The sequence below is a fragment of the Agromyces aureus genome, from assembly GCF_001660485.1.
In the GTDB taxonomy this organism is placed as follows: Bacteria; Actinomycetota; Actinomycetes; order Actinomycetales; family Microbacteriaceae; genus Agromyces; species Agromyces aureus.
This window is the reverse complement of record NZ_CP013979.1, coordinates 2,679,875-2,706,438: the sequence shown is the minus strand read 5'-3', so window position 1 is coordinate 2,706,438 and position 26,564 is coordinate 2,679,875. Positions and strand designations below refer to the sequence as shown.

Below are 26,564 nucleotides of genomic sequence, written 5' to 3'. Positions count from 1 at the left end.
GACTCCAACCTCTACGTCGGACTTCTTTCGGGGATCGGCCAACGTGCGTCCGATCGCCGACGGCCGAACGACAGGTCATCCGGTTTGCGCGACCATCCAGGCGTGCCCGCACTGTAATTGCAGGACGCTTGCTACTCAGCGCTAATTGGCGGCCGAGTTGATGCTGAGTTTGTCGGCCTCTTCTTCCGTCACAATTCCGACGAGCTCGGCAATCTTCACGACTATGTCTTCCATGGGCTCTTCGGCCGTACTGAATCCACCACGCGACGCGAGTGTCGGGGTGACCTGGTCAAGCTCCTCGAACGTCACCCCGTGCATGACAGGAACTAGGAGGCTCCGGCGTAGCAAGGCGCTCAGCTCGTTGCTCGCGATACTGCGGTCGGTACGCAGCTTGTCGAGCATGGCGGGTGTCACCAGCACGAGCCCCATGCGCGAACTCACCAGTCCACGGTCGATGGCTACTCGCATGTCCGTCCCGGGTCGCAGGCTCACCTCACTGAACCACACCGACACGTCTTTTCCGAGGAGCAACTCGTAGACATCATTGGCGGCCGCCTGACGGTCGGGCCAGGCGTGACAGAGAAACACGTCATTCACCTGAGTCCGTACGACAGTCGCAGCGCGAACAGACTCTAGGTCGCGCACCTGCTGGTGGGTGTACGAGACAGTCGACCCGCTGGGCTGCCAAGCCGGACGGGCGGCACCACGTCCCCCGCCCCCGCTACTACCTGACAAACTCCCGCTCCTTCGCACGGGCGCGGTCGGAGTGGGGTAGGACGGGTATGACCGAGGCGCCGAGTATGAAGAACGCCCATAGCCGGACGAGCATACGGGGCAGTTCGCGCGACCGCTTGCCGTACGGTGGCCATCTCTTGGAGCCGTGCATTGAGCCATGTGCTGATGATAGTGAAGACCCACGACGCCGAGGGGAGGGCCCGTCAGCGCTCGCAACCCGCCCGTGAGCGGATCCGCTTGCGGGCGGCATCAACGATTTCCTGGATCCCGATTCGCGAGAGCTCGTTCCTCGGCCGCCTTGCTTCGAGCCCGATGTTCTACCCACACCATCACGGTGCTGTCGCGGCGTTCGAAGAGCTGAGCGCCGACTTCAAGATCTGAGTGGTGCCAGAACACTGGTGTTGTCTCGTCCGCCCAGAATCGTTGTGGCGAGTCCAGAGTTATGGCGAGCGAGGCGAGCAGGTTCTCGTACGCCGACCTTGTCGCTGCGTTCTCACGCTCGGGAGAGGACGCGATGAAGAAGGTGATGTTGGTGGGCGCGCTGTCCAGGATCGACAACGAGGCGTGATCGATCCCGGGTGCCGGCATCAGTTCGCGTTGCCGAGAACCAGACGGCGGTACCGTGCCGTCGTCAGGCATCACTGTGAACCCAAGTCGTTGCAGCGAAGCGACTGCTGCCGCTTCGCTCTCGAGCCAACGCCCGTCCAATAGCGACAAGACGACACCGGCAGTCCGCTCCATGGTCATATCATCAAGATCTTGCCTACCGACAGTCGACAAGGGCACCATGGCCCAGCCCCTCGCAATCGACGACTTGCCACGCCTCTTGCAGATCGAGGGCGCGCACCTTGCTCGCGTAATCGGAGGTGCGTGCGGGTGACAGTCTCGATGCGGGTGATGAGCGCAGGACAGGGATACCGCTACCTCCTGCGCACCGTCGTTGCGGCCGATGGCGACCGTTCACTCGCCACTCCGCTGACTCGGTACTACGAGGCTAAGGGCACGCCGCCGGGCCGGTGGATCGGCTCGGGCGTCGGGGGCTTGGCCGGCGGCGCGCTCGTCGAGGGCGACCCCGTCACTGATGAGCACCTGCAGCTATTGATCGGCCAAGGGAGGGACCCGGTCACGCGAGAGCCGCTCGGCCGGGCGTTCCCGCAGTACGAGGGGAGCAGGCGTGCGGTTGCCGGCTTCGACATCACCTTCTCGATGCCCAAATCTGCGAGCGTGCTCTGGGGCATTTCGGATGCCGCGACGCAGGCGATCATCGCGCGAGCCCACCACCAGGCGGTCGAACGCGTCGTCGACTACATGGAACGCGAGGTCGCGGCGACCCGGACCGGTGTCGCTGCAGCCGACGGCGCCGTCGCGCAGGTCGCGGTGACGGGCCTCATCGCAACGACGTTCGACCACTTCGACAGCCGCGCGGGCGATCCGCACCTGCACACGCACGTAGTCGTGAGCAACAAGGTGCAGACCGTGCTCGACGACAAGTGGCGCTCCCTGGACGGACGGCCGCTCCACGATGCCATCGTGGCCATGTCCGAGCTACACGAGGCGTTGCTCGCCGACGCCCTCACGCGGGACCTCGGCGTGGATTGGGAGCGACGCGAACGTGGGCGTGATCGCAACCCGGTGTGGGCGATCGCCTCGGTCCCGCAATCGCTCATGCTCGAGTTCTCGACGCGGTCGCAGCACATCGGTGCTGAGGCCGACCGTCTCATCGCCGAATACACCGCCGCGCACGGTCATCGCCCAAGTCGCGCGATCATCGTGCGCCTTCGCGCGCAGGCCACCCTGGCGACGCGTCCCCAGAAGCATGTGCGTTCACTCACCGAACTCACGCGTGATTGGCGTGCGCGCGCAACCGCGGCGCTCGGCGAGGATGCAACGGCGTGGGCGCGCCGAGCATCCGCGTCCATTGCGCCGCGCGTGGTGACTGCTGCACACGTGACGCCCGACACGATTGCAGCGCTCGGCGTGCAGGTCATGCACGCCGTCAGCGAGAAGCGTGCAACGTGGCGGCATTGGAACCTCACGGCCGAAGCTGCGCGGCAGACCATGCACTATCGATTCGCGACACCATCCGATCGGGAGGTTGCGATCGGACTCGTCGTTGAGGCCGCCAAGCACGCATCGTTGCAACTCACTCCGGCGGAGTTCACGACAAGCCCGGCCGCGTTTCGACGCGGGGATGGCACGTCGGTGTTCCGGCCGAGGCACTCGACCGTGTTCACCTCGCATGAACTCCTCGACGCAGAGGTACGGCTTCGAGAGCGGGCGACGGATGCCTCGGGCCCGACGGTGTCAGTCAGTGCGCTCCACGTGGGTGACCAACGCCGGGCAGGCCGAGACCGCAGGCTTGCCGACGATCAGGTTGCAGCCCTCGTATCCATCTCGAGTTCCGGTCGTGTACTCGACGTGCTGGTCGGCCCGGCCGGCGCCGGCAAGACCACCGCCATGGCTGCCCTGCGGCGTGCATGGGAGATCGAGCACGGGGCCGGATCAGTGGTCGGGCTGGCGCCTTCGGCAGCCGCAGCCCACGTGCTCGCCGGGGATCTCGGCATCCAGACCGAGAACCTGGCGAAATGGTGGCAGAACCATCTCACCACCGGCACCGCGTTCGGCAGAGGGCAGCTCGTGATCGTCGACGAGGCATCCCTGGCCGGAACCCTCGCGCTCGACAGAGTCACCGCGCTCGCCGAGGCTGCTGGCGCGAAGGTGCTCCTCGTCGGCGACCACGCGCAACTGCAGTCGGTCGAGGCAGGAGGCGCCTTCGCCATGCTCGCGCGCGATCGCACGGACGTTGCTGAGCTCGTCGACATCCATAGATTCGTGCACGACTGGGAGAAGGCAGCATCCCTCGGTCTGCGACGCGGTGACGAGGCATCCATCGAGACCTATCTCGCGCACGATCGGGTCAAGGATGGCGATAGCGAAGCGATGGCGGATGCCGCATACCTGGCGTGGCGCGCAGACACCCGTGCCGGGCGCATGAGCGTGCTGGTGAGTGACTCGCACGAAGCCGTTGCGGCGCTGAACGAGCGTGCGCGGACGGACTCGATCGTCGACGGGCGTGTGGATGCAATGCGCGAGCTCGCGTTGCACGACGGCACTCGCGTCTCGGTCGGCGACACGATCATCACCCGCCGCAACGATCGCCGCCTGCATGCCGGTCGCGCTTGGGTGCGCAACGGCGATCGGTGGACCGTGCTTGCGGTGCACCGCAGCGGGGCAATCGAGGTTCGACGCAGCGGGCGCCGCCGGGGGAGTAGCGCACGCCTGCCGGCGGCGTACGTGCGGCATCATGTCGAACTCGGATACGCCGTCACCGCACATCGTGCCCAAGGGCTCACGACCGACACCGCGCACGTCGTCGTCGCGCGCGGCATGACCCGTGAGAACCTCTACGTCGCGATGACGCGCGGACGCCACGCGAACACCGCCTATGTCGCGCTCGACCGGCCGGATGTCGCGCACACCGGCATCCGGCCGCGTGATGATGTCGATGCGACCGCCCAGTCGGTGCTCGTCGGGGTGCTTCGCCATGTCGGCGCGGAGCTGTCGGCGCGCGAGATGCTGGTCGGCGAGCAGGAGCGAGTGGGCTCGATCGCGCAGCTCGCGGCAGAGTACGAGACGATCGCGGCTGCCGCACAGCATGCGCGGTGGACGACTCTCGTGCGGAGCGTCGGACTCAGCGAGGCGCAGGCGCACGGCGTTGTCGCTTCGGACGCGTTCGGCCCGCTCTGCGCAGAGCTACGCAGAGTGGAGGCTCACGGTGCCAATGTCGCGCGAGTCCTGGCTACAGCAGCTAAATCGCGCGGATTCGAGGATGCCGCGGATATCGCGGCGGTGCTTCGGGCGCGCGTGCTTCGAGCCCGTGATGTCGTCGCGTCCCAGGGTCGGTCGCGCTTCGTCGCAGGCCTGATTCCGGTCGCTCGCGGCCCGATGGACGCCGAATCAGCGGGCGCCTTGCGCGAGCGCGCCGAGCTCATCGAGGCGCGCGCCGTCACGCTGGTGGAGGGCGCGATCGAATCGCAGGCCGCTTGGCTACGCGATGTCGGCCCGCCGCCGACCGGGGCCGCAAGTTCGTCGTGGCGACGACACCTCACCGTCGTCGCGTCGTACCGCGACCGGTACGGGATCACCGATGGTCGTCCGCTCGGCGCCGAACGACCGACAACCGACGTGCAGAAGGCAGATGCCGCTCGGGCGCGAGCCGCCCTCGACTCAGCGCGTCGTATCGCGGACGAGATGAATCGCGACGCTGCTGGCCGAGTGCCGAACGTCAACCTTGGCATTCCGAACGTCGGGGGTCGGGTCTAGAGTGCTGGCCAAGCAGCATTCAATGTGTTCGCCGCCACCGATGTGACGGCACGACGCCGCTTAGGCCGTCTCTCCAGGTTCCCGCTGCCGACCGATCGGAGAGCAGCCGCATGTTCGCATTCGTCTGGGCCGTCAGCGTCCGTACCGGAATGTTCATTCGTCGCTTCATGCCGACCAGCCGCCTGCTGGATGCGCTGCACACGCGGCGCGGACTGAAGTGGGGCCTGCCGGCGATGCTGCTCGCCGTGCCCTACGGGCTCTTCGCGGCCGCGTTCGCTGGGATGGCTGAGGACGGCGGCTGGTTCAGCGCACTCGCGTTGCTGTGCGTCTGGAATGCGTGCAAATTCCTCGTCGCGGGGCCGGTGACGGCTATTCGCCTGCTGCACCTGCGAGCTCGAGAGGCGCGTTCGCGTCGCATCCTCGCCATGCTCGAACTTGAGGCAGAAGCCGAGGCTGGCGTGCGGCGACCGGACCCGGCAATTCAGCACTGAACTCGCTCGCTCGGCACGGTGCCGATGACGCACCTCTCTTTCGCGGCATGCTGGTCGTCGACCAGCCCGCCGACAGGAAGGCCAGCCATGACGCGCTCGCAGGAGCAATTCGACGATCTGCTCGGTCGCACCGCCCTCGCGGCACTCTTCTACCTGCCCGAAGTGACCGTGACAGACGGCGTCTATCGCATCCAGGATGACGTCGAGTATTGCCTGCACGCGGTCGACGGGCTCGAGGAAGACGAAACGGATCGTCTCCGTGAAGCGATCACCCAGACCATCGCAGATCCGACCGGATACCGCTCGGTGCTGCTGGCGCTCGTCATCGAGTTGGCGCCACCACCGAACGGCTAGAGCGGATGAGTGCCTCGTCCACGCCTGATCCGGCGGCGCGCCCGATGCGCGCCAGCGTTCCGCTGGCAGCGGACGAGGCCGCGCGTCGACGGAGGCGCGAGCAGAAGCGCGAACAGGCGCGTCGCTATCGACGCGAACACCCCGAGCAGCACGCCGCTACGCGTCGGCGATGGGTCGAAGCCAACCGTGACCGCATTCGGGCCTCGAACCAGCGATGGCGCGAGGAGCACCTCGAGCATGCGCGAGAGCTCAACCGAGAATCCATGCGGCGTGCTGCTGCGCGACGTCGGCGCGAGGAAGCAACGCGGGCGCGGGCACGCGAACGCGTTCGCACCTGGCGTGTGGAGCATCCTGACCGGGTGCGGGCCTACCAACGCGAATGGGTCGATGCGAACCGTGACAAAGTCCGCGAGTACTACAACCGCTACTACGCCGCGAACCGTGACGAGGTGAATGCGCGCGCCACTGCCCGCCGTGACGCCGATCCCGAAGGAACGCGAGCTCGGCAGCAGGCCTGGGCCGAAGAGCACAAGGAACATCGCGCTGAGCTTCAGCGTGCGCGTCGTGCAGACCCCGATCGATATCGAGCTGAACTCGAGGCGAACGCTGCCGCCAGGCGCCTCAAGCGGGCACTCGCTCGCGCAGGCTTGCCGCCAAAGCGCATCCACCCGTCGACCGCCGCTGCGAGGCGCGCGGATGAGCGCGCCTCAGAGGCGTTCTTCAGTGACACACGTCTTCCAGAAAGACTTCGTCAAATCGCCGCGTTCCGCACCGCGCTCGCGAACCACATGCAGAAGCACCACGCTCGCATGCGCGAGTTCGCCGAGGCCTACGTCGCGAGCCGAGAGCGGATGGGTCTGCCGCTTGTGAGCGCCGAAGACGTGATGTGGGCGCGTGCCGTCGACTTAGTCCTCGATGGCAATCGACATGCCGATCGGCTCACGAGCCGGGACGTCGCTGCCGCCGTCCGAAATGCACAGATACTCCTGCGGCAAAGGGAGCACGATCAGCAGTTTCAACAATTCGTGCATGCGGTCGTCGTGCATGTTGTGCGCCACCGAGCGCGATTGAGCGCAGAGGCCGCGATCGAGAATCGTGCTCGAGTTGAGCGAGGTAAGGCACGGATCGACGAGCAACTGCTCTTGACCTGCATCGGGGCAGACGAGGTCAAGGCGCGGCGTGCGTCCGGCCTCCTCAGTGACCTAGATCTCCACCGCGCAGGCCGGTTTGCGGCGCTCCGAATCGCGGGTACGGACCGTACATCGACTGTGAGGCAGGAGTCGATCTCGATGAGACGCCGACTGTAGTTATCGGTCGTTCTGCTGCTCGCATCCTGACAGAAGCCGCAGGAGGAGGTCGTTCCCGAGGAATCCCTCAGCGCGACATGTTCGCGCTGCCGTTGTTCGGGACGAGCCTCGGTACTAGGCGAACGAAGACGATCATGCCGACCAGTTCGATGAGGGTCTGGGTTACGACGGCGAGTGGCGCGATTGCGAGCTCGGCGGGTAGGGCGAGTGCGAGTGGGAGCACGACGAGCGAGTTTCGGGTGGCGCTGCTGAAGATCACGGCACGCGTTTCGGGAACCTCGAGCCCGGTCAGGCGACCGGCCGCAAGCCCGACCACGGGCATGACGACGAGGAACGCGACGTAGAGGGGAACGACCCGCAGGAGGGTGAGGGCTTCGCTGCCGACGGCTGCGATCTGGGATCCGATCACGACCGCGAGGGTGAGCATCATCAGCGGCACCATCGCGCCTGCCATGACATGTTCGATCGCGCGACCGGAGCGGTGCCGGCGGGCGACGGCTTGGACGATCGCGGCCGCGACCAGCGGGATGACGATGATGACCAGGAACGCCTCGATGAACGGCTCAAGCGCGATGTGCGCGACGGCCTCGCCACCAGCGAAGAGCCACAGGTACGCCGGGAGCAGGAGGATCTGCAACAGCATCAACAGCGGGGTCGCGGCGAGCAGGCGCGCCTTCGCCCCGCCGGCCAGTCCGGTGAACACGATCACGTAGTCCACGCACGGGGTGAGCAACACGAGCAGCACGCCGATCAACAGCCCGCGATCATTGGCCACGAACCGGGACAGCCCCCAGACGACCAGGGGGACGATGACGAAGTTCACGACGAGCACGGTTCCGAGGAACCGAAGATCTCGGAACGATCGGCCGACCTCGATCAGCGGGACGCCGAGAAACGTCGCGAACAGCAGTACTGCAAGCACCGGGTTCGTTGCGGCCGTGAGCACGGGAGCCGCCGCGGGCGCCAGGATGCCGAACACGCCGCCGAAGAAGATCGCGGCGACGTAGAGGGCGACTTGGTGCCGGTCCCACCAGTTCACGAGTCGCTGCATCCGACCAGCCTAGAGAACGCTTGACCTTCAAGCCGGTCGAAGCTTTAGCGTCGATGCCATGACCGAACTTGATTGGGCACCCACCGCTTGCACGCTCCCCACCGTCGAGCAGCCACTCCGCGAACGGGAGTTCAGCGCCCTGTTCGCGGGCAGTCTCCGCGGTGTGCACCTGGTGGGTGCCACTCGTGCCGAGCTCACGCTCGATCCGGCGAGCGAAACGGCCGCCCGCGACCTTGCCGTACGTGAGTCGTCGTGCTGCTCCTTCTTCACCTTCGAGTTCGAGTCCGACGTGGACGCGCTCACAATGCGGGTCACCGTGCCCGAGCAGCACGCCGCCGTGCTCGAGGCACTCGTCGCGTCCGCAACACGCGATGCCGGACTGACGGCCTCGGGTGCGGCATGACGGGGGACAAGAAATCGACCGCGTCGACAGTCGCAGTCATCAGTGCTGTGGTCCTCGCTTGTGCGGCATGCTGCGCCGGGCCGCTGCTGGCGATCGTCGGCAGCATCGGCGCGGCATCCCTCCTCGGCGCGTACTGGATCCCCGGACTCCTGGCGGTCGCCGTGCTCGCGGGAATCGTCGTGACGGTGCTTCTCGTTCGTCGGCGCCGAGCGAAAGCGTGTCGGCTTCCGGCGACCCGGGTCGACGTCGAGATTAAGCCGACGCGGAGGCGCGACGGTGAAGCCGCGTTCAGCGGTTCAGGACCGACAGCACCGTAGCACCGGCGGGCGGCTGCAGTGCCTCGTCTCCCGTGATCACCGAGCATGCGCAAGCGTCCGAGCAGACGCCCCCAGTCGCAGGCTGTGACAGGCGATCTTCAGCGCGCTGGAGCTCGTCGGACAGGCGCACGAGCTCAGCGATCTGCGCCCGCGTTTCGGCCAACCGGGTTGCGACGACGGCCCGCATGTCGCGTTGGACGTGCTCGCACAGGTCGGACTCGCGTGCAGCGACCAGGTGGCGGACCTCGGTGAGGCCGAGGTTCAATCGCTTCGCACCCGCGATGAACGACAACCGCTCCACCTCGACGTCGCCGTACATCCGGTACCCGTTCGAACCACGCTCAGCAGGCTCGATCAGGCCAGCCGATTCGTAGTACCGGATCGTGCTCGCCGGCAACCCGGTCCGCTCCGCCATTTCAGAGATACGCAACCCACCCATGCGACAACCGTAAACCTTCAAGCCGCTTGAAACTCTAGGCCGGGAGAACCGCTTACCCCGGCGCGCTGGTGTGTGGGTGCGTGCCGTCGACTACAAAGAGGACGTCACTGATGCGCACTGCGGCCCGCACGTCGCGATCATCGTACTGAGTGCGAGGACTGCCATGAGAAGCGCCTGCGGTCGGCTGGTGGACTGCCGAAGCGTTCGAGTCCCGCCGTGGGATCGGACACCAGGGGCGAAGATGATCCCGCATGCAGTGGTAGGGGAGAATGGCTGTCATGTCTGGTCGGTGGAGCCGTGTCGCGCGTGGGTTCGCGGTCGCTGTTGCCTCGACCTACGTCGCGGTATTTGCCCACGTGCTTGGTGGCGGCGCGCCACCGTCGTGGATCGGGGTCACGGCGACCGTCATGATCGGTGTCCCCATTTGTTCTGCGCTCGCGGGCAGACGTGTCCGTTTCCTGCAGTCTGCAGCTGGCGTAGCAGCGACTCAGTACCTGTTTCATGCCTTGTTCTCTGCATCTCCAGCGCCGATGTCTCCAGCGCCGATGATTGATGGCTCGGCCGGTCACGATCACTTCGCTCAAGGCAATGTCACGCTCGTCGTCGGCCAGGACGTCTCCGTGGATGGCATGAGCGCTGCGCATGCCATGTCAGCGCTGGTGACCCTCGCGTTCTTGCGGTCGGTTGACGCGGTGTTCAAGATGCTCGCGGCCAGCGCCGCCAGGTTCCACGAGCGGGTCGTGCGGCGGTCCGGCCTTGTCGTTCTTCACCCTGAGCCGCTTCTTTCCCGGGTCCCCGCGATGTCGTGGCCGGATCTGCTGTCCCCGCCGTCGCGCTCGATCGTGATCGCGCCTCGTCGCGGGCCGCCGTTGGCTGCGCGGTAGCCAACCTTTCTTTCTGCCCAACGGGCGTTTCCCGCGATGGGTGCACGGCGTCCGCCATGCATCCCATTGCGTTGTTTCCACTTTTCTCCCAAGGAGATCTCTATTGCGTGCACGAAATCGTGTGGGCATGGCTGGCGCGACTGCGGTGATTGCGGCGTGTATCGCCGTGTTCAGTGCGGCTCCGGCCTATGCCCATGACTCCATCCAAGGCACCTCTCCAAAGGAGGGCGCTGTCGTCAAAACCGCTCCGACCGAAGTCGTTCTTGAGTTCAGCGATGACGTCCTTCCCATCGGCGCGATCATCATCGTTGACGACTCTTCCGGGACCGATCAGGTCGCGGGGGGCATCACGGTCGATGGGAATACGGTCACGGCGCCGATAGGCGGCGAATTGCCGGACGGTGTGTACGACGTCCGTTGGCGTGCCGTTTCCAGTGACGGCCACCTCATCAGTGACGTGTTCCAGTTCGGCGTTGGTGCCACGACGACGCTCCCGCAAGTTGAGGACGCGGCCGAAGCCACCAATGGAACCGAGGCCGAGGCTGAGCCTGCACAGCCGGAAAGTTCGGCCCCTGCTCAAGGCGTCACCGTCGATGACGGCGTCCGTACCGCATTCATCGCGGCCATGGGTGCGGGCGCTGCGCTCGGGCTCGTTGCCCTTGGCATATCGCTCGGCCGTCGCCGTTCGCCATCCGATAGCACCAGGTCTTTCAGCTCGACCACGAAGAACGACTCAAAGGACTCTTGAAATGAATGCAACGATCCGAACCACTATTGCCATCCTCGCTCCCGTTCTCGCGCTCGCGCTTGCCGGGTGCAGTTCCACGCCCGCTGCGCCTGCGCAGGCCGCGTCGACGCAGGCCGAATCACTTGCTGTTACGGACGCGTGGGTGAAGGCGACCGACACTGATATGACTGCCGGGTTTGGTCTCCTCGAGAACATCGGAGATGAGCCGCTCACGATCGTCACTGCCAGTGCCGAGTTCTCGGACATGCTCGAGCTCCACGAGACCGTCGAGAACGAGAGCGGTGAAATGAAAATGCAGCCCAAAGAAGGCGGGTTCGTCATCCAGCCCGGTGAATCCCTTACGCTGCAGCCCGGCGGCGATCACATCATGATCATGGCGCTGGCGAAACCGCTTACAGCCGGAGACGCCGTCACCATCACCCTCGGGTTCGACGACGGAAGCACCGTCGCCATGGACGCCGTCGTCAAGGACTACACGGGCGCCAACGAGAGCTATGAGCCTGACACGAGCATGGATATGGGCGATGGCGAGTAACGCGGGAAAGAACCCAAACGACCTCAGCCGGCGGCAGCTCTTCCTCGGCGGGGCCGTCGCCGGTGTCGGGGCCGTGGCCGCCGTCGCGGCAGACCACGCCCTGAATGCGGCACCCATGGCCCCGGGCGCAGCAGCCCCGTTGAACGGGACGGTGACTATCCCGTTCCATGGCGCCCACCAGTCGGGCATCGATTCGCCGCCGACAGCGCACGCGACATTCATCGCACTGGATCTTCGCGAGGGTATCGGCCGCGAGGAACTGCAGGCAATGATGCGGCTCCTATCCGACGATGCCGCCCGCCTTGCCCAGGGTGTGAATCCGCTGGCAGATACGGAACCCGAGCTCAGCCTCGTGCCCGCGCGCTTGACGATCACATTCGGGTTCGGACCCAGACTCGTCGATCGCGCCGGCACGGATCGTGCGCCCCGTTCGTGGCTGCGACCTCTGCCGGCGTTCAAGGTAGACCGACTGGAGCAGGCCTGGTCAGACGGCGACCTCCTTCTCCAGGTCTCGTCCGACGATCCGTTGACGGTCGCCCACGCGACACGAATGCTCCTGAAGGATGCCCGCCGATTCGCCACCGTTCGCTGGACCCAGAAGGGGTTCCGCCGCGCACACGGTTCAGAAGCCACGGGAACGACCATGCGGAACCTGTTCGGTCAGATTGACGGAACCACGAATCCGAAACTTGGCACCGCGGATCTCGAGTCCGTCGTCTGGATCGATGACAAGTCATGGCTCGCTGGCGGGACCAGCATGGTGATGCGACGCATCGACATGAATGTCGACAAATGGGATCGCCTCGACAGGCCGGGCCGCGAGCTCGCCGTCGGACGACGCCTCGACAATGGTGCCCCGCTGACCGGTACTCGCGAACAGGACGAGCCCGATTTCAATCACACCACGACGGTCGGGTTCCCAACCATCCCGGAGTTCTCACACATTCGGCGGGCGCGGTCGGATGCCACTCACGAGCGCATATTCCGGCGTTCCTATAACTACGACGACGCACCATCGGACCCGTCGATGATCTCGAACACCGGGCTCGTCTTCATTTCATTCCAAGCGGATATCGACACCCAGTTCGTGCCGATTCAGCGCCGACTGGATGACCTCGACCTCCTCAACGAGTGGACCACCCCGGTCGGCTCGGCGGTATTCGCGATCCCGCCCGGGTGCGAGAAGGGCGGCTATATCGGCGAAACGCTCCTCGCCTGACGACCAGCTCATCGGGACGCGATTCGCCTCGCGCTGTTCGCGGGGGCATGAGCGGTCGGCGATGCTGGGGAACTTCCGGATGGCGTGAGTCGCACCAGACTCTCCTCGTGACGTTCAGACCATCAGCGTGCAATGCTGGGCATCATGAGCGGGTCACAGGAGGGAGCTGGGCGCAACTGGCGCCCTCAATCCTCACGCGCGAGAGAGTTGGCACGTACGGCATTCGTGACTGAGGAATCCGTCTACGGCGTGATTCTTGTATCGGGCATGATTGTCGTGGCCGGGGGAAGCGGCACCAGCGCCTGGCAGTTGTTCTGGCAGGTCGCGGTGACGGTGGTCGTATTCTGGGCGGCTCACGTGTATGCCGGCACGGTTGCCCGTCACGGGCTCGAGCACGACCGCGTGCGGGGGTTGGGCGAGGCATTTCAACTCTCGGTTCGACGATCGTTGGGATTGCTGGCGTCATCAGCCATCCCGTTGGTCATCCTGCTACTCGGCGCGACCGATGTCGTTGAGGATTCGCGAGCGCTTTGGGCTGCCCTCTGGGCTGGTGTCCTGGTTCTCGCGGTCCTTGGCTGGATCGCCTTCGCGCGGCGCGGCGCAACGTGGCCAATCCGAGTGGCCGGCGCGCTCGGTACCGCCGCCTTTGGCCTCGTCATGATGCTGTTGAAGGCGCTCATTCACTGACGCCGCCCACAATGGCACGGCTGTCGTGAAGACCACATCGTTCTGCGAGCGGACGAGATGAGCTCATCTCCTCAGTCGCAGCTGTGGGACCTATTCATGGGCATTCGTCTCAGCTGCTCGGTGGTTGCTGGGTTCGATTTGGAATGTCGAGTGGTCGATTTTCACCTGGAAGTGATCGGCGACACATTTCTGAAGATCGGCGAGGATATCGGGCGCATGTCCGTCCTGGAAGCACGTGGGCTCGACGACGACATGCGCGCTCAGGATTGGAAGCCCGGTTGCGATCTGTGATGCATGCAGGTCGTGCACGGCGAGTACATGCGGGATTGCGAGGATGTGGGCCCGGACATCGTCGAGATCGAGTCCCTTTGGTGTTGATTCGAGAAGAACGCTCGCCGATTCCTTGAGCAGGATCAGCGTTCTGGGGATGATGAGCGCGCTGATCAGCATGGCGGCCAGAGCGTCGATCTGCGTCCAGCCTGTGGCCGCGATGACGAGTGCACTGATGATGACGGCGACGGATCCGAGCGCGTCGTTGATGACCTCAAGAAATGCCGCTCGCATGTTGAGGTTCGCGCCACGACCGGCGCTGAGGATCAGGATGGCAGCGATGTTGCCTACCAGTCCGATCACGCCGAACACCAGAAGGCCTGTCGAGGACACCTCCGGTGGTTCGAACAGTCGCTTCACTCCCTCGATGAACGCGTAGATGCCTACGGCGAGCAGAATGGCGGCCTGCGCAAGGGCGGCGAGCACCTCCGCTCGCTTGAATCCCCAGGTGTACCGAGCGGTTGCCGGCCGCAGCACAAGCGATGCTGCAATGAGCGCCATGAGCAGCCCACCTGCATCCGTGAGCATGTGGCCAGCGTCGACGAGGAGGGCGAGGCTACCGGTCAGTACCGCACCGATCACCTCCGCGATGAGGATGGACGCGGTTATCGCGAATGCGATCGCGAGTCGTGTCCTGTTGCTGGACGTGCCGTGGTTGTGTTCGTGGGACATGGCTAGCCTTCCGCGCTGACGAGGGACAGCTCACCGCGCACGTCGTGCGCGTTGGCCCCGCAGGTTGGGCACAGCACCACGGCGTACCCGGTGGCCTCGAGGAGCCGCTCTGCCGCAGCAAGGAGCGCCAACAGATCGCTCTCAGCCGTGAGTGACCAGATCGTCGAGCGCCCACGAGGCTGAGAGGAGACCAGCCCGCAGTCGTGCAGGCAAGCCAGGTGAGCGCTGACGGTGCTCTGAGCGAGACGGAGATGCTCCGTCAACTCTCGCACGGTGTGCTCACCGGAGAGCAGGTGCTGCAGGATGAGTAGCCGATTGGGATCGCCGAGGGCACGAAACAGAAGAGTGGCCGGTGCAAGCCCGGAGCGCGCGACCTCACGATTCATCGTCATACGGCGATATTAGCGTTATTAGGCGTCAGCAAACTTGCTAATCAGCAGACTCACGTCAATCGGATGCAACTGAGCGCGGCGTCAAGGTCGTGTTGCCCAGTCGCTGCGCGCCAGCCCTTGGTCCTCGCCGCGACAGTTTGGTGACGGAACAGCGAGTCCACCTGATCTCCTCCGCGGCATTGTCATGTGCGGCGTGCTGACAGCTTCGGCCGCCTATGCTGCGGACCGTGAATCATCCGGGAAGCGTGGGTTCCAGCCGAATGCCGCTCTGGGTTGCGCTCCCAGTGGCGGTGGCCGCCGGCGCTCTCCTCGATACTGCGTTCCCAGATCGCGGATGGTGGTGGATGGCGCCCGTCGCCGTGGGCGCACTGTTCGCAAGTTTGCTTGGCCGCGGTTTCGGCGGAGGCGTCCTCATCGGAATCGCCGGTGGGGGTGCGTTCTGGCTCCTCCATGTGGAGTGGCTCACGTTGTACCTCGGCCCCCTGCCGTGGATCGCCTTGGCTGGGCTTGAGACGGCGCTGTTTGCCTTGAGCGCAGGGCTCATTGCCGTTCTCCTCACCCGCGGCAGCGTGATTTGGCCAACCCTCGTAGGTAGGTTCGGGCTGATTCCGGTGGCGGTTGCTGGGGTTTGGACTGCACGCGAGGGGGTTGCCGCGGTGTGGCCGTATGGGGGGTTCGCGTGGGGTCGCTTGTCGATCTCGCAAGCCAGCGGGGGCTTGGATGACCTCCTCCCGTGGATCGGCGCCGCCGGCGTGAGTTTCGTTGTGGCGTGGTTGGCCGCACTGTCCGTGCAGCTGCTTCGCTACCCGCAAGTTCCGTTCCGAACGGCGTCGTTCGTCATCGCTGCTGCCGTCGTAGTCCTCCTCGCAATCCCCGGATGGCCTACGACAGCGAACGCCACGCTCCGGGTTGCGGCGGTCCAAGGCGGTGCTGATGCCGGTCTTTTCGCCGAGAATCGACCGGGCGAGCTGTTGCGTGCCCATCGCGCGGCGACGCCTCTCCTGGAGCCTGACGCAGTCGATGTCGTCGTCTGGCCCGAGAACAGCTCCGATCTCGACCCGCTGCGTTCACCACAATCAGCACGGCTTCTCGAACAGCTTTCCCAAGATCTCAACGCACCGCTGGTCGTCGGTACGATCACCGCGCGTGGCGACGAGTTCTTCAACACATCCCTGCTCTGGGAGCCCGGCAAAGGCATCACCGATTGGTACGACAAAGCTCACCCCGTTCCCTTTGCCGAGTACATGCCTGACCGTGCGTTCTGGCGACCATTCGCGCCTGAACTCATCGACCTCGTCACTCGGGACTACTCGATCGGGACACGCGAGAACGTCTTCGATATCGGCGGTGTAGCGGCCGGGGTATCGATCTGCTTCGACATCGCTGACGACCGCCTCATCACAGAAATGATCCAGGCGGGCGCTCAAGTGATCCTCGCCCAAACAAATAACGCTGACTTCGGCCGGACTGATGAGAGCGTTCAGCAGCTTGCGATAGCTCGCATGCGGGCGCTGGAGACCGCCCGGAGCGTCATCAACATCTCCACCGTCGGAACGAGTGCCATCATCGCACCGGACGGTTCCTTGAAGTCCGAACTGCCCACATGGGTTCCCGGCGCCATCGTCACGGAGGTCCCGCTCTCAGACACGGTCACCCCTGCCGTCATCGCGGGGAGGCAGATCGAATGGTTCGTCTCCGGGCTGGGGCTCGCTGGGCTCATGGTGGCCTTGGCCGCCCGGACCGCCCCATCAGCGCCCCGTGCTCATCATCGAGGATGGCCGGATCAGAAGGCTTAGTGGTCAGTCTGCTATCTTCGTGCTGTCCTGATCAGCCCTGTCCTCGAGGTACTACCCCATGAGTCGCATTGAGACGCCACTGCCACCGCAGCGTCTCCATCTCGCGCTGATTGCCGTCCTCCTGATCATCGGCACTGCCCTCGCAATGCTCCTCGCACACTCGTACGAGTCCAGTCACGCGGCCACCGGGACGCTCAACACGGCCAGCATCGAGGTCGCGCTCCAGGCGGACTCCGCCGATGATCTCCCAACGGCGACGCCCACCGAGCGGGACGCGGTCCCGATCGGTGATTCCCTCGCACTGTGCATTTCCATCGGGCTGGGATGCGTCACCGCCTTGCTCATGGTGCTCCTCCGGCTGCGACGCCCACCGAGCATCGCGGCGGCTGCCGCTCTCATCGCCACGCCTCTCAGCAGGGTGTTGTCTACGCCCGCGTGGACGCCAGCACCGACCCTGACGGCTCTCTGCATCAGCCGGGTCTAGAAGCACGCCGAGTTCTCACGGTTTCGCGGCGCCCACCGAGCGCCGCGTCGCCGCCGCAGGACTCCTTGTGCCTCCATGCCCGCCAGGCCGACACGGCTTGTTGCAGAGAGACCCGATGAACCAAATACCACCTCAGTCGAACCAGCTAACCCGACGACAGGCCATGGGAAAGCCCGAGCGGCGACCACCGACGACCGCGGTCCCGGTCGAGCCTTCCACCCAGCCCTCCAACACCCCGCCACGCCCCACGCGCCATGCCCGACCAGCGATCCTGGCGCGAATAACCGCAGCCCTGCTTCTCGCGACCTCCGCCATGCCGATTGCGGTAGTCGGCCCGCTCTCCGCGGACGCCTACGTCGCCGCAGCGTCGGGGCGCGGAGATACGCAATCGATTTCGGTACCGCCCGATGCGACCCTGCAGGCGCTCTCCAATGAGACCTACACGGCGGTTTCCGGGGAGGAACTGCGCGCTGCGGCGAACATGAGGACCGCGGCAACGTTCATCAACGATGGGAACTCTCCCATTCAGTGGCCATTCCCCGTCGGCGTACCACTGACCGACAGGTACGGGCCACGAGAAGCGCCGTGCGGCGGGTGCTCCACCTTCCATCAAGGCTTGGACATGACCCCGGGCGAAGGCACACCGATCGATGCCATCGCCGCGGGAACCGTCATCGCCGCGGAGGAATCCGACTCGGGATTCGGTGTCTCAGTTCAAGTGGAGCATGTCGTGGCCGGCCGAAAATACGTCAGCTTGTATGCGCACATGCAATTCGGGTCGCTCGAGGTGACCGAAGGGGACATCATCGCGGTCGGTCAGAAGATCGGCGAAGTCGGCAATACCGGTCAGAGCACCGGACCTCACCTGCACCTTGAGATTTGGGAGGACGGGACCGACCCCATCGACCCGTACGCCTGGCTGACCGAGATGGTCGGCTGAAATTGGAGACATCATGACCGCACCGCGCAACCCCAGCAAGGCCACCCGCCCGGCGACTCCCACCGGCACCGTCGAAAAGGCCAGAACCAGGAGGGTCCTCTGGATCAATGTCGGCGCCGTGTTCGCGTTCCTCCTGGTCGTAGTGATCATCTTCCTCGTCACCCGCCCCACGTCGTCCGATCCCAACGCGAACAGCACCACCGCACCAAATGAGGTGATTCGCGAGGACAGCCACATTCTCGGCGAGCCCGGCGCGACCGATGTCACCCTCGTCGAGTTCCTCGACTTCGAGTGTGAGGCCTGCGGGGCAGCGTTCCCCTTCATCGAGTCACTCCGGCAGAAGTATGCCGGCGAGGTTACGTTCGTGGCCCGGTACTTCCCGATCCCGAGCCACCAGAACGCCCTCAACGCGGCGATCGCGGCGGAAGCGGCGGGGCGTCAAGACAAGTTCGAGGAGATGTACATGAAGCTCTTCGAGACCCAGACTCAGTGGGCTGAACAACAAGACTCGAAGGCCGACGTCTTCCGTCAGTACGCCGACGAGCTCGGCCTGGACCTCGACCAGTACGACGCCGACGTCGCCGACCCGACAACCGAGGAGCGGGTGCTTTCCGACCAGACCGACGGCACCGCACTGGGCGTCAGCGGCACCCCGACCCTCTTTTTGAACGGCGAACTGCTCGAGCTGCGATCGGCGGACGACCTCACCTCGGCGATCGACGCCGCCCTCGGAAGATGACCGGCCGGATTCGATCCCGGCTCGCCGCCACGTTCCTCGGCGTGCTCCTGCTCAGCGGGTGTTCGTCCAATGATGTGGCCACGCAGTACCGGGAAGGAAGCGGGAAGAACTTCATCGCGGGCAACGGCACGATCACCGAGGTTCCCATGGCTGAGCGCGGCCAGACGGTGGAGTTCGATGGCATCTCGGATGCCGGCGCCCAGCTCAGTTCTACGGACTTCGACGGACAACCTCTCGTGGTGAACTTCTGGTATGCGGGCTGCGCCCCGTGCCGGAAAGAGGCTCCAGACCTTCAAACACTGTCCGAGCAGTTCGAACCGGACGGGGTCCAGTTCATCGGCGTGAACATTCGTGACCAGGTCGCGACAGCTCGTGCCTTCGCCGAAACCTACGGGGTGACATACCCATCGATCATCGATGCTGACGGTGGTGCGGCGCTGCTCGCATTTAGCGGAGTCATCGCACCCAACGCCGTGCCCACCACATTGGTCCTGGATGCCGAGCACCGGGTGGCAGCCCGCGTGCTCGGCAGGGTGACAAGCCCATCAATCCTCGAGGCGCTCATCAACACTGTGCTCTCGGAGACACCATGATCCCCGACAGCGTGTTCACCGTTGTACTGACGGGTGAACTGATACTGGCGATCCCGATCGCCCTAGCGGCAGGTCTGATCTCGTTCGCGTCGCCGTGCGTGCTCCCGCTTGTCCCCGGCTACCTCGGGTTCATCGGGGGAATCGCACACCCCGCTCAGGGTTCCAAGCGTTTGGTGGCAGGCACGGTGTTGTTCATCGCCGGGTTCGGAATGGTCTTCGTTGCGTACGGAGCCATTTTCGGCGTCCTCGGTTCAGTACTGATCGCCTGGCAGGACCTGATCACCCGGGCCCTCGGCATCATCATCATCCTGATGGGGCTGGTCTTCACCGGCCGGATCCGATTCTTCCAACGCATCATCAAGCCGCAGCAGGCACAGTCCCGGGGGATCGTTGGCGCTCCGATCCTCGGCGTGGTGTTCGGGCTGGGCTGGACGCCATGCATGGGTCCGACGCTCACTGCAATTGCTGCCTTGAGTCTTGACGGCGGGTCCGCGTTGCGCGGCGCACTCCTCGGTCTGGTCTATTGCCTTGGCCTCGGCCTGCCGTTCCTCTTCCTCGCCCTCGGATTTTCGTGGGCATCGACCGCGGTCATGGTGATCCGCGCCCACCTCCGCAGCGTGAACCTCGCCGGCGGCTTGTTGCTGATCCTGATCGGCGTGCTCATGCTCACCGGAGTGTGGAGTACCTGGCTGTACCAGTTGCAGGCGGTGATTGGCGGTGTCGTCCTCCCGATCTAGCCCTCGCACACGAATACCAGCTCCATCGAGCAGGGCGCTGTTCATTGTCCCCTCGCTCGGCATAGCGGCAATGGTCGCCGCATGCGTGATCGGGGTGCTCGCGACGACCACTGGACCCGCCCCGGTCTTCGAAGTCACGCCCATCATCGAGTACGGGTTGCCCGTCATGAAGGGGCTCACCAACCTCGCGACCGCGACAACGATCGGCGGGCTGCTGCTGGCGACCCTGATCCTCCCGAGAGCATCACCCGGATACGGGTACGCGCTCGACGTCAGCGCTTGCGGCGCCCTCGTTTGGACGGTGAGCGCCGCGGCAGCTACCGTGCTGACCTTCCTCAGCGTCGCTGGGACGGTGCCCCCTGAACTCTTCGGACCGAGTCTGGGTCAATTTCTGACGCAGATCGAACTCGGCCGAGCCTGGCTGGCCACGGTTCTGACCGCTTCTGCGCTGACGTTGTTGTGCTTCGCTGTTCGCAACCAAACTGCCGTGGCGTTCGTCATGATCGCCGCGTTCGCAGCCATGGTGCCAGTGTCGTTGCAGGGACATGCGGCGGGCGCTGGCAGCCACACCGCTGCGGCCAGCGCGCTGTGGCTCCACGTCGCGGCCAGCGCTGCTTGGATCGGCGGGCTCCTCGCCCTCGTCCTCACGCACCGGCGAGTTCCGGAGCCTCAGGCGTCGAACGCGCTGACTCGGTACTCCAGCATCGCGCTCGTCAGCTTCATCGTCCTCACCACCGCCGGCACGGTCGGGGCGGCGTTGCGGCTGCAATCTCCGGAGCAGATGCTCACGACCGATTGGGGACGCCTGCTCTCAGCCAAGGTCGTTCTCCTGTTGGCGCTCGGCGTCTTGGGCGCCTACTACCGGACCCGCCTGCTTACCAAGCCAGCCAGGCCTTCATCAGTTCGGTCTCGGATCTGGCGACTCGTCATTGTCGAGCTTGCGATCATGGGGGTCGCATCCGGGCTTGCCACGGTCCTCTCCCGGACATCGCCACCGGTTGTGGAGCAGATCGCGAACACCCCATCTCAGCGCCTCACAGGTCAGGATCTCCCGCTCCCTTTCAGTCCGCTCCGCGTGTTGGACGCCTGGTCGCTCGACCCGGTCTGGCTCCTCGTCGCTGGTCTCGGCACAGCCGCATACATCCGCGCGGTGGTCCAGCTCAGACGACGAGGACAACCATGGCCAACCTGGCGCAGCGCGAGCTGGGTCGTTGGGATGGCGTTGCTGTACTACGTCACGAGCGGCGCCCCGAACGTGTACTCCCCGTATCTGATCACAGCTCAAACGGTCAGCCAGGGTGTGCTCATTCTGACGGTGCCTCTGCTTCTCGTCCTCAGTGCACCGACCTCATTGCTCCTCCGAGCGGCGCGACCACGGAGTGACGGCAGCCGCGGCGTGCGGGAGTGGGCCGTCCTCGTGGTGCAGTCCCGCGTGGCCGCCGTGGCCACCCACCCGATCGCGACCGTCGCCCTGTTCGCCTGCTCGATGATCCTGTTGTACACCCCGACCGTTCTCAGGTGGGTCCTGGAGGATCCCGTCGGTCAGCAATGGGCGACCGCGCAATTCCTAATCGTCGGCATCCTCTTCTGCCAATCGATCCTCGAAACAGGGCAGGATGGTCGGGGCAGCCCCTACCCGCTCCGTTTGATGGCTTTGCTCGTCGCTTTGGTCTTCCTGACCATCTTCGGTCTGACCCTGCTGACTCGGAACGACCTGCTCCTGCCGAGCTGGTATGGGATCATTGCCGAAGGCTGGGAAGTCGACCCACTCTCAGCGCAACAAGCCGCAGGCGTCACCTTGTGGGCTGTCGTGACGCTTCCGGCCCTGATCCTCACGGCAATCCTGGGCTACCAGTGGACCCACGCCGATCGGGAGCAGTTCCACAACCGACCCGGAACGATTCCGGGTTGGGACGGTCATTCCGGCGCCCCCGTACCGGCCACATCATCTCGAGACAGACACCGATGATCCGCGGTGATGTGAGCGGACCCGTGTCGATTCCAGAGGAACCGCCGAGCCTCGAGCAATTCCTGATAGTCGACCTGCAGCCGGTCCCGGTGCTTCCGCTGCTCGCGGCCCTCCTTGCTGGCGCGTACATCTGCGGCTGGATCCGGCTACGGATGCTCAAACGGCCGTGGCCCGTTTGGCGAGGCGGGCTGTTTCTCATCGGTTGCCTGCTCATCGCAGCGACCACGGGAACCAGGCTGGAAGGATATGGATACGAACTGTTCTCTGTGTTCATGTTCCAGCAACTCACGCTGATGATGGCTATCCCGCCGCTTCTCGTGCTCGGCTCGCCGGGAACGCTGCTGCTCCGAGCCACCCCGCATCATGGCGTCGGCCGGCTGCTGCTTCGGATTGCGATAGCCGGCCTGCAGTCACGAGTTTCGCGGTTCGTGCTCCATCCCGGCTTCATGATTCCGCTGTTCCTGTTCGCGTTCTACGGCATCTACCTCAGCAACATTGCGAACGTTCTGCTGAACACCTGGCTCGGACATCTCGGGCTTGAGCTGTCGTTCCTGGCGGCGGGCATCCTGTTCACCGTCCCGCTCATCTCCTCGGACCCGCTTCCCAAGCGGCAATCCCATCTCGGCCGGCTCGTCGACCTCTTCTCGGAAATGCCGTTGCACGCGTTCTTCGGCGTGATCGTCATGATGGCCATCACGCCACTGGTACCGTACTTCGCTTCACCGCCCCCTTCCTGGGCCATCGACCCCGTGGCCGACCAGAGCATCGCGGGCGCACTCGCATGGTCATACGGTGAAGCCCCAACGCTGGCGTTGGCCCTCGTCCTTCTTGCCCGCTGGTATCGGGACGATACTCGCCTCGCTCGAGCCAGGGACTTCCGTATCGACCGCACCGGTGACCCAGAACTCGAGGCGTATAACCGCTACTTGCAGCGTCTCAACGCGCACAACCGCACGGAGAGGTGAGCGGAACGAGGCCGTCGTCGATGAAGATCGTCGGGGCGCCTGGGGCGCCGAGCGCGGTCGCATCGTCGTCGTACTGAACCCGTGCTTCGATGGATGGGTCGGCCACAATCGCGTCGTAGCCGGCCATATATCGAGGCCGATCTCTTCACCGAACTACCGGAATAGGTCTGCCTTTGAGACCCGGTCCGAACTCGCCCTGCTGCGCTGCAGTCTCAACGGCGATCGCCGCGTCACGTCGCCGGCATACTCCTCGCGGAGCCCTTCGACAAACGGGTACACCGCGCCGCACACCTCGCATTCGAAATCAGGAACTCCGTGAACGCCACGGTGCCGTTGTCTGCGACGTCCAGCCGGTGGCTGTTCTCCGCGATGACTGCGACGGCCACCGAGTTGCCGCTGCTACTGCTCTCAGGCGTGGTTGCGCCGGGCTGGCTGAGTGCGAGTGCGGTGATCGCGCGCCGGAAACGAGGATCGCGCTGAGGACGCCGATCTGGAACCTGATGCTATTTCATGCTGCGGGGAGAGCCCTCCGGCGAGCGGCGCGGACGCCATTGAGGATCACGAAGACTTCAGCGATCTCGTGTACGAGGACCACCCCGGCGAGCCCGAGCACGCCGAACAGGGCTAGGGGGAAGAGCACGATGATGATCGCGAGCGAGAGCACGATATTGCCGGTCATGATGCGCCGGCCGCGGCGGGCATGCGCGAGGGCTTGCGGGATCAGCCGCAGGTCTGTGCCGGTGAACGCGACATCCGCGGATTCGACCGCGGCCGCGGAACCGGTCGCTCCCATGGCAATGCCTGCGTCCGCTGCGGCGAGAGCGGGCGCGTCGTTGATGCCGTCACCGATCATGGCCGTGGGCTTGACGGAGGAGAGGGCTTGGATCGCGGCTGCCTTGTCCTGGGGTCGCAACTCGGCGCGGATGTCGCTGATGCCGACTTGGGCGCCGAGCGCCTTCGCGGTGCGGGTGTTATCGCCGGTGAGCATGACACTGCCGATCCTGGCCGCCTCGAGCTGACGGATCGTGTCGGCGGCTTCGGGCTTGAGCTCGTCACGGATTCCGATCACGCCAACAGTGCTCCCGTCGACGTCGACGACCACGACGGTCATGCCGTCGGCTTCCATCGCGTGCGCGCGCTCGGCCAGGACGCCAGCGTCCAGCCACCTGGTGCTGCCAACTCGCACGGTGCTGCCGTTGACTTTGCCGGTGAGACCGTGGCCGGCGTCCTCGGTCACCTCCGATGCGGTCGGGTGCGCGGGTGCGGCGGCCAGGATCGCGGACGCAAGCGGGTGGGTGCTGTTCGCCTCGAGGGCCGCAGCGAACCTCACGACCTCGTCACGGTCCAGGTTCAACGTGTCGATGTCGACGACCTCGGGCTGGTTACGAGTCAGGGTGCCAGTCTTGTCGAACGCGACAATGCGGATCGCGCCGAGCTGCTCGAACGCGGCACCGGACTTGATGATGACGCCGAACCGGCTCGCCGCACCAATCGCCGAGATCACCGTCACGGGCACCGCGATCGCCAGAGCACACGGGGAAGCCGCGACGAGCACGACCAGTGCACGTTCCGTCCACAGGCCCGGGTCGCCGATCAGGAACCCGAACCCGATGATCAGAGCTGCCACGATCAGAACAATCGGGACCAGCGGGCGCGCGATGCGATCCGCCAGCCGGGCCCGCTCGCCCTTCTTCGCCTGCGCTTCCTCAACCAGCCGGACGATCGTGGTCAACGAATTGTCACGGCCATCTGCGGTCGCCTCGACTTGGATCGTGCCGGCACCATTGATCGAACCAGCAGGAACCGGATCCCCGGGCGCAACCTCGATGGGGATCGACTCACCGGTCACCGCCGATGTGTCGATGCTGCTGCGACCCATCACGACGACTCCGTCTGTCGCGACGCGTTCGCCTGCACGCACCACGAGGATGTCAAGTTCACGGATCTCCGCGGCCGGGACCGTGACCTCGCCAGAGAGGCGAGACAGCCGCGCCGTCTCCGGGATCAGCGAGAGCAGTGAACGCAGCCCGTGCCGGGCCCGATCCATCGCCCGGTCCTCCAGAGCTTCAGCGATCGAGAACAGGAACGCAAGAGCAGCCGCTTCGCCCACATGACCAAGAAGCACCGCGCCGACGGCAGCGATCGTCATCAGAAGGCCAACGCCAAGCTTGCCGCGAAGCAGACGCCTGACCGCGCCAGGCACGAACGTCGCCGCACCCGCAAGCAGGCTGCCCGCCTGAACCACCGTGGCCGGCCATCCCACACCTGACCACTCGAGCCCGAACCCGACAGCGAGCAGCACACCGGAGATCACCGGTAGCAGGAGCGCAGGATCACGCCACCACGAAATCAACTCCTCATGCTCTTCGCCGTGCTCGTCATGATCATCGACCAGCGCGGCGATAGGTGGATCCTCGGGCACCCCGGCCCGAAGGGTGATACTGACTGGGGCATCGTCGGGGCCGCAGCACTCGCGGCTCATGGGTTGACTCCCGTGCCGCAGCAAAAAGGAATCTCACAGCTGTCATCAGCGCACGGCACGCCGTCATCAACGGCAAGAACCACGTCCAGCAGCGATGTCAACGCACGTGTGAGGTGCGGATCAGCAATCTCGTACCGAGTGGCGCGCCCCTCGGGAATCGCCACCACGATCCCACAACCGCGCAGGCAACTGAGATGATTCGACACATTGCTCCGCGTGAGCTCGAGATCACGCGCCAACTGCGCCGGATACCCCGGCTCTATCAGCAAACTCAACAGAATCTTCGAACGCGTTGGATCTGCCATCGCCCGACCCAACCGATTCATCACATCAACACGCGGAGCAATAGTCAGCATGCGATGACTATACAGCGATTGCTGTACTACTGTCGTCGTCCAGCTCCTGCCGTCAATCACATGCTGCCGCCGCCCGAAAGCCGGTCGGTTCGTGCGGGCGATTGGTCATTCGAAAGAAGGTGGGGGAGTCGTGGGGTCGAATTGTCCGTTTACCCTGCCCGATACCGCTGCCGGTTGGGGTGCGTCATGCGCATCACGCTTGTACGACCGACGCCGCGGACGATGGGCCGAATCGCGGCACTTGACCGTTGCGGTTCGAGCTCACCATTCACTCACCTCTTTCATCCGGAAGCGTTCAAAATCGACCGGGTAGAATCGGACGTAGCGAACCATCCGGTTCCCTGTCATCACGAGGGAATCCGCGATTTTCCGAGACATCCGGAGGCATCCCGAAACGGGCTGGAACCTCCAAGGGGTCGCAGGTTCAAATCCTGTCAGCCCGACCGAGTGAAAAAGTCCCGGTGAGAAGCGATTTCTCGCCGGGACTTTTCTGTTTACGGCGGCGTGGTCGAAAACGGCTCGACGAACAACGAGAGACAGCCGGAATCGTTGCGCTCAGAGGTGCTCAGCACTGCGGATCGGCGTGATTCCGGGGGAGTGGGTGCCCTCGAGCGCT

At 65.0% G+C, this 26,564-nt stretch carries 27 protein-coding genes; 19 read left to right on the top strand and 8 right to left on the bottom strand.

All coding sequences use genetic code 11. From position 1 onward, the window contains the following. Window positions 1–141: 141 nt before the first annotated feature. Entirely contained in the window at window positions 142–588 is a 447-nt protein-coding gene (locus tag ATC03_RS20995; protein ID WP_198168708.1) for a toll/interleukin-1 receptor domain-containing protein, read from the bottom strand. A 396-nt stretch (window positions 589–984) separates the two neighbouring features. Then, a complete protein-coding gene (locus ATC03_RS20325) occupies window positions 985–1,524 on the bottom strand; it encodes a hypothetical protein (RefSeq protein ID WP_152030940.1) in 540 nt (179 codons plus the stop codon). Window positions 1,525–1,623: 99 nt separating this feature from the next. Between ATC03_RS20325 and mobF the strand changes: the two genes are divergently transcribed. The 4 genes from mobF (at window position 1,624) to ATC03_RS20320 (ending at window position 7,210) form a co-directional block, all read left to right on the top strand. Beyond that, window positions 1,624–5,058, top strand: a complete 3,435-nt coding sequence (gene mobF / locus ATC03_RS12080; protein WP_067877357.1) for a MobF family relaxase — start codon at window positions 1,624–1,626, stop codon at window positions 5,056–5,058. 110 nt (window positions 5,059–5,168) lie between these two features. Then, complete coding sequence (locus tag ATC03_RS12075) at window positions 5,169–5,549, top strand: hypothetical protein (RefSeq protein WP_067877354.1); 381 nt, start codon at window positions 5,169–5,171, stop codon at window positions 5,547–5,549. A gap of 87 nt (window positions 5,550–5,636) precedes the next feature. Beyond that, the gene (locus tag ATC03_RS12070) at window positions 5,637–5,903 is read left to right on the top strand and encodes a hypothetical protein (RefSeq protein WP_067877351.1); all 267 of its coding nucleotides are present in this window, start codon (window positions 5,637–5,639) and stop codon (window positions 5,901–5,903) included. A 5-nt stretch (window positions 5,904–5,908) separates the two neighbouring features. Beyond that, a complete protein-coding gene (locus ATC03_RS20320; RefSeq protein ID WP_152030939.1) occupies window positions 5,909–7,210 on the top strand; it encodes a hypothetical protein in 1,302 nt (433 codons plus the stop codon). Window positions 7,211–7,277: 67 nt separating this feature from the next. On the opposite strand, the gene ATC03_RS12060 is transcribed toward ATC03_RS20320, so the two are convergent. Further along, a complete protein-coding gene (locus ATC03_RS12060; protein ID WP_067877343.1) occupies window positions 7,278–8,261 on the bottom strand; it encodes an arsenic resistance protein in 984 nt (327 codons plus the stop codon). 58 nt (window positions 8,262–8,319) lie between these two features. Here ATC03_RS12060 and ATC03_RS12055 point away from each other — a divergent pair, with 58 nt between their 5' ends. After that, window positions 8,320–8,664 carry a hypothetical protein gene (locus tag ATC03_RS12055; RefSeq protein ID WP_055858253.1) on the top strand — a complete coding sequence of 115 codons (345 nt, stop codon included), beginning with the start codon at window positions 8,320–8,322 and terminating at the stop codon, window positions 8,662–8,664. Further along, a complete protein-coding gene (locus ATC03_RS20315) occupies window positions 8,661–8,981 on the top strand; it encodes a hypothetical protein (protein ID WP_152030938.1) in 321 nt (106 codons plus the stop codon). Before ATC03_RS12055 ends, ATC03_RS20315 begins: the two co-directional genes overlap by 4 nt. Here ATC03_RS20315 and ATC03_RS12050 read toward each other — a convergent pair. Then, a complete protein-coding gene (locus tag ATC03_RS12050; RefSeq protein WP_067877340.1) occupies window positions 8,953–9,420 on the bottom strand; it encodes a MerR family transcriptional regulator in 468 nt (155 codons plus the stop codon). The genes ATC03_RS20315 and ATC03_RS12050 overlap by 29 nt on opposite strands. Window positions 9,421–9,698: 278 nt before the next feature. Between ATC03_RS12050 and ATC03_RS20310 the strand changes: the two genes are divergently transcribed. The 5 genes from ATC03_RS20310 (at window position 9,699) to ATC03_RS12025 (ending at window position 13,493) form a co-directional block, all read left to right on the top strand. Further along, complete coding sequence (locus tag ATC03_RS20310; protein WP_152030937.1) at window positions 9,699–10,304, top strand: hypothetical protein; 606 nt, start codon at window positions 9,699–9,701, stop codon at window positions 10,302–10,304. A 127-nt stretch (window positions 10,305–10,431) separates the two neighbouring features. Next, entirely contained in the window at window positions 10,432–11,052 is a 621-nt protein-coding gene (locus tag ATC03_RS12040) for a copper resistance CopC family protein (protein WP_067877337.1), read from the top strand. Window position 11,053: 1 nt separating this feature from the next. Next, complete coding sequence (locus ATC03_RS12035; protein WP_067877334.1) at window positions 11,054–11,587, top strand: copper chaperone PCu(A)C; 534 nt, start codon at window positions 11,054–11,056, stop codon at window positions 11,585–11,587. Then, window positions 11,577–12,806: a Dyp-type peroxidase gene (locus tag ATC03_RS12030; protein WP_067877331.1), complete on the top strand. Its 1,230-nt coding sequence runs from the start codon at window positions 11,577–11,579 to the stop codon at window positions 12,804–12,806. The genes ATC03_RS12035 and ATC03_RS12030 overlap by 11 nt, the downstream gene beginning before the upstream one ends. A 225-nt stretch (window positions 12,807–13,031) precedes the next feature. After that, the gene (locus ATC03_RS12025; RefSeq protein ID WP_227820084.1) at window positions 13,032–13,493 is read left to right on the top strand and encodes a hypothetical protein; all 462 of its coding nucleotides are present in this window, start codon (window positions 13,032–13,034) and stop codon (window positions 13,491–13,493) included. Window positions 13,494–13,583: 90 nt separating this feature from the next. Here ATC03_RS12025 and ATC03_RS12020 read toward each other — a convergent pair whose 3' ends face one another. After that, window positions 13,584–14,495 carry a cation diffusion facilitator family transporter gene (locus ATC03_RS12020; RefSeq protein ID WP_055858234.1) on the bottom strand — a complete coding sequence of 304 codons (912 nt, stop codon included), beginning with the start codon at window positions 14,493–14,495 and terminating at the stop codon, window positions 13,584–13,586. A 2-nt stretch (window positions 14,496–14,497) separates the two neighbouring features. Next, window positions 14,498–14,887: an ArsR/SmtB family transcription factor gene (locus ATC03_RS12015; protein ID WP_055858231.1), complete on the bottom strand. Its 390-nt coding sequence runs from the start codon at window positions 14,885–14,887 to the stop codon at window positions 14,498–14,500. Between the two features lie 344 nt (window positions 14,888–15,231). Between ATC03_RS12015 and lnt the strand changes: the two genes are divergently transcribed. The 8 genes from lnt to ATC03_RS11975 all read left to right on the top strand — a co-directional run bounded on the left by lnt (window position 15,232) and on the right by ATC03_RS11975 (window position 23,110). Continuing rightward, window positions 15,232–16,683: an apolipoprotein N-acyltransferase gene (gene lnt, locus ATC03_RS12010; protein ID WP_232338865.1), complete on the top strand. Its 1,452-nt coding sequence runs from the start codon at window positions 15,232–15,234 to the stop codon at window positions 16,681–16,683. A gap of 58 nt (window positions 16,684–16,741) precedes the next feature. Further along, entirely contained in the window at window positions 16,742–17,167 is a 426-nt protein-coding gene (locus tag ATC03_RS12005) for a hypothetical protein (RefSeq protein WP_067877322.1), read from the top strand. 163 nt (window positions 17,168–17,330) lie between these two features. Further along, a complete protein-coding gene (locus ATC03_RS12000) occupies window positions 17,331–18,107 on the top strand; it encodes a M23 family metallopeptidase (RefSeq protein ID WP_161490342.1) in 777 nt (258 codons plus the stop codon). 13 nt (window positions 18,108–18,120) lie between these two features. Next, a complete protein-coding gene (locus ATC03_RS11995) occupies window positions 18,121–18,846 on the top strand; it encodes a DsbA family protein (protein WP_084003458.1) in 726 nt (241 codons plus the stop codon). Next, on the top strand, window positions 18,843–19,439 hold the full coding sequence (locus ATC03_RS11990) for a TlpA family protein disulfide reductase (RefSeq protein WP_067877319.1): 597 nt from the start codon (window positions 18,843–18,845) through the stop codon (window positions 19,437–19,439). Before ATC03_RS11995 ends, ATC03_RS11990 begins: the two co-directional genes overlap by 4 nt. Next, complete coding sequence (locus ATC03_RS11985) at window positions 19,436–20,176, top strand: cytochrome c biogenesis CcdA family protein (RefSeq protein WP_067877316.1); 741 nt, start codon at window positions 19,436–19,438, stop codon at window positions 20,174–20,176. The genes ATC03_RS11990 and ATC03_RS11985 overlap by 4 nt, the downstream gene beginning before the upstream one ends. 85 nt (window positions 20,177–20,261) lie before the next feature. Next, the gene (locus ATC03_RS11980) at window positions 20,262–22,145 is read left to right on the top strand and encodes a bifunctional copper resistance protein CopD/cytochrome c oxidase assembly protein (protein WP_161490341.1); all 1,884 of its coding nucleotides are present in this window, start codon (window positions 20,262–20,264) and stop codon (window positions 22,143–22,145) included. Next, window positions 22,142–23,110, top strand: coding sequence for a cytochrome c oxidase assembly protein (locus ATC03_RS11975; protein WP_067877310.1), 969 nt, complete (start codon window positions 22,142–22,144; stop codon window positions 23,108–23,110). Before ATC03_RS11980 ends, ATC03_RS11975 begins: the two co-directional genes overlap by 4 nt. Before the next feature lie 508 nt (window positions 23,111–23,618). Here the strand turns inward: ATC03_RS11975 and ATC03_RS11970 are convergent. After that, complete coding sequence (locus tag ATC03_RS11970; protein WP_084003457.1) at window positions 23,619–25,592, bottom strand: heavy metal translocating P-type ATPase; 1,974 nt, start codon at window positions 25,590–25,592, stop codon at window positions 23,619–23,621. Continuing rightward, window positions 25,589–25,948: a Cd(II)/Pb(II)-sensing metalloregulatory transcriptional regulator CmtR gene (gene cmtR / locus ATC03_RS19795; RefSeq protein ID WP_074401030.1), complete on the bottom strand. Its 360-nt coding sequence runs from the start codon at window positions 25,946–25,948 to the stop codon at window positions 25,589–25,591. The genes ATC03_RS11970 and cmtR overlap by 4 nt, the downstream gene beginning before the upstream one ends. Window positions 25,949–26,564 lie beyond the last annotated feature (616 nt).

Excerpts from the sequence above, each read along its gene's own strand:
- ATC03_RS20325 (WP_152030940.1), bottom strand. The coding sequence starts at position 1,524 with ATGGTGCCCTTGTCGACTGTCGGTAGGCAAGATCTTGATGATATGACC.
- mobF (WP_067877357.1), top strand. The coding sequence starts at position 1,624 with ATGCGGGTGATGAGCGCAGGACAGGGATACCGCTACCTCCTGCGCACC.
- ATC03_RS12075 (WP_067877354.1), top strand. The coding sequence starts at position 5,169 with ATGTTCGCATTCGTCTGGGCCGTCAGCGTCCGTACCGGAATGTTCATT.
- ATC03_RS12070 (WP_067877351.1), top strand. The coding sequence starts at position 5,637 with ATGACGCGCTCGCAGGAGCAATTCGACGATCTGCTCGGTCGCACCGCC.
- ATC03_RS20320 (WP_152030939.1), top strand. The coding sequence starts at position 5,909 with ATGAGTGCCTCGTCCACGCCTGATCCGGCGGCGCGCCCGATGCGCGCC.
- ATC03_RS12060 (WP_067877343.1), bottom strand. The coding sequence starts at position 8,261 with ATGCAGCGACTCGTGAACTGGTGGGACCGGCACCAAGTCGCCCTCTAC.
- ATC03_RS12055 (WP_055858253.1), top strand. The coding sequence starts at position 8,320 with ATGACCGAACTTGATTGGGCACCCACCGCTTGCACGCTCCCCACCGTC.
- ATC03_RS20315 (WP_152030938.1), top strand. The coding sequence starts at position 8,661 with ATGACGGGGGACAAGAAATCGACCGCGTCGACAGTCGCAGTCATCAGT.
- ATC03_RS12050 (WP_067877340.1), bottom strand. The coding sequence starts at position 9,420 with ATGGGTGGGTTGCGTATCTCTGAAATGGCGGAGCGGACCGGGTTGCCG.
- ATC03_RS20310 (WP_152030937.1), top strand. The coding sequence starts at position 9,699 with ATGTCTGGTCGGTGGAGCCGTGTCGCGCGTGGGTTCGCGGTCGCTGTT.
- ATC03_RS12040 (WP_067877337.1), top strand. The coding sequence starts at position 10,432 with ATGGCTGGCGCGACTGCGGTGATTGCGGCGTGTATCGCCGTGTTCAGT.
- ATC03_RS12035 (WP_067877334.1), top strand. The coding sequence starts at position 11,054 with ATGAATGCAACGATCCGAACCACTATTGCCATCCTCGCTCCCGTTCTC.
- ATC03_RS12030 (WP_067877331.1), top strand. The coding sequence starts at position 11,577 with ATGGCGAGTAACGCGGGAAAGAACCCAAACGACCTCAGCCGGCGGCAG.
- ATC03_RS12020 (WP_055858234.1), bottom strand. The coding sequence starts at position 14,495 with ATGTCCCACGAACACAACCACGGCACGTCCAGCAACAGGACACGACTC.
- ATC03_RS12015 (WP_055858231.1), bottom strand. The coding sequence starts at position 14,887 with ATGACGATGAATCGTGAGGTCGCGCGCTCCGGGCTTGCACCGGCCACT.
- lnt (WP_232338865.1), top strand. The coding sequence starts at position 15,232 with ATGGCGCCCGTCGCCGTGGGCGCACTGTTCGCAAGTTTGCTTGGCCGC.
- ATC03_RS12005 (WP_067877322.1), top strand. The coding sequence starts at position 16,742 with ATGAGTCGCATTGAGACGCCACTGCCACCGCAGCGTCTCCATCTCGCG.
- ATC03_RS12000 (WP_161490342.1), top strand. The coding sequence starts at position 17,331 with ATGGGAAAGCCCGAGCGGCGACCACCGACGACCGCGGTCCCGGTCGAG.
- ATC03_RS11995 (WP_084003458.1), top strand. The coding sequence starts at position 18,121 with ATGACCGCACCGCGCAACCCCAGCAAGGCCACCCGCCCGGCGACTCCC.
- ATC03_RS11990 (WP_067877319.1), top strand. The coding sequence starts at position 18,843 with ATGACCGGCCGGATTCGATCCCGGCTCGCCGCCACGTTCCTCGGCGTG.
- ATC03_RS11985 (WP_067877316.1), top strand. The coding sequence starts at position 19,436 with ATGATCCCCGACAGCGTGTTCACCGTTGTACTGACGGGTGAACTGATA.
- ATC03_RS11975 (WP_067877310.1), top strand. The coding sequence starts at position 22,142 with ATGATCCGCGGTGATGTGAGCGGACCCGTGTCGATTCCAGAGGAACCG.
- ATC03_RS11970 (WP_084003457.1), bottom strand. The coding sequence starts at position 25,592 with ATGAGCCGCGAGTGCTGCGGCCCCGACGATGCCCCAGTCAGTATCACC.
- cmtR (WP_074401030.1), bottom strand. The coding sequence starts at position 25,948 with ATGCTGACTATTGCTCCGCGTGTTGATGTGATGAATCGGTTGGGTCGG.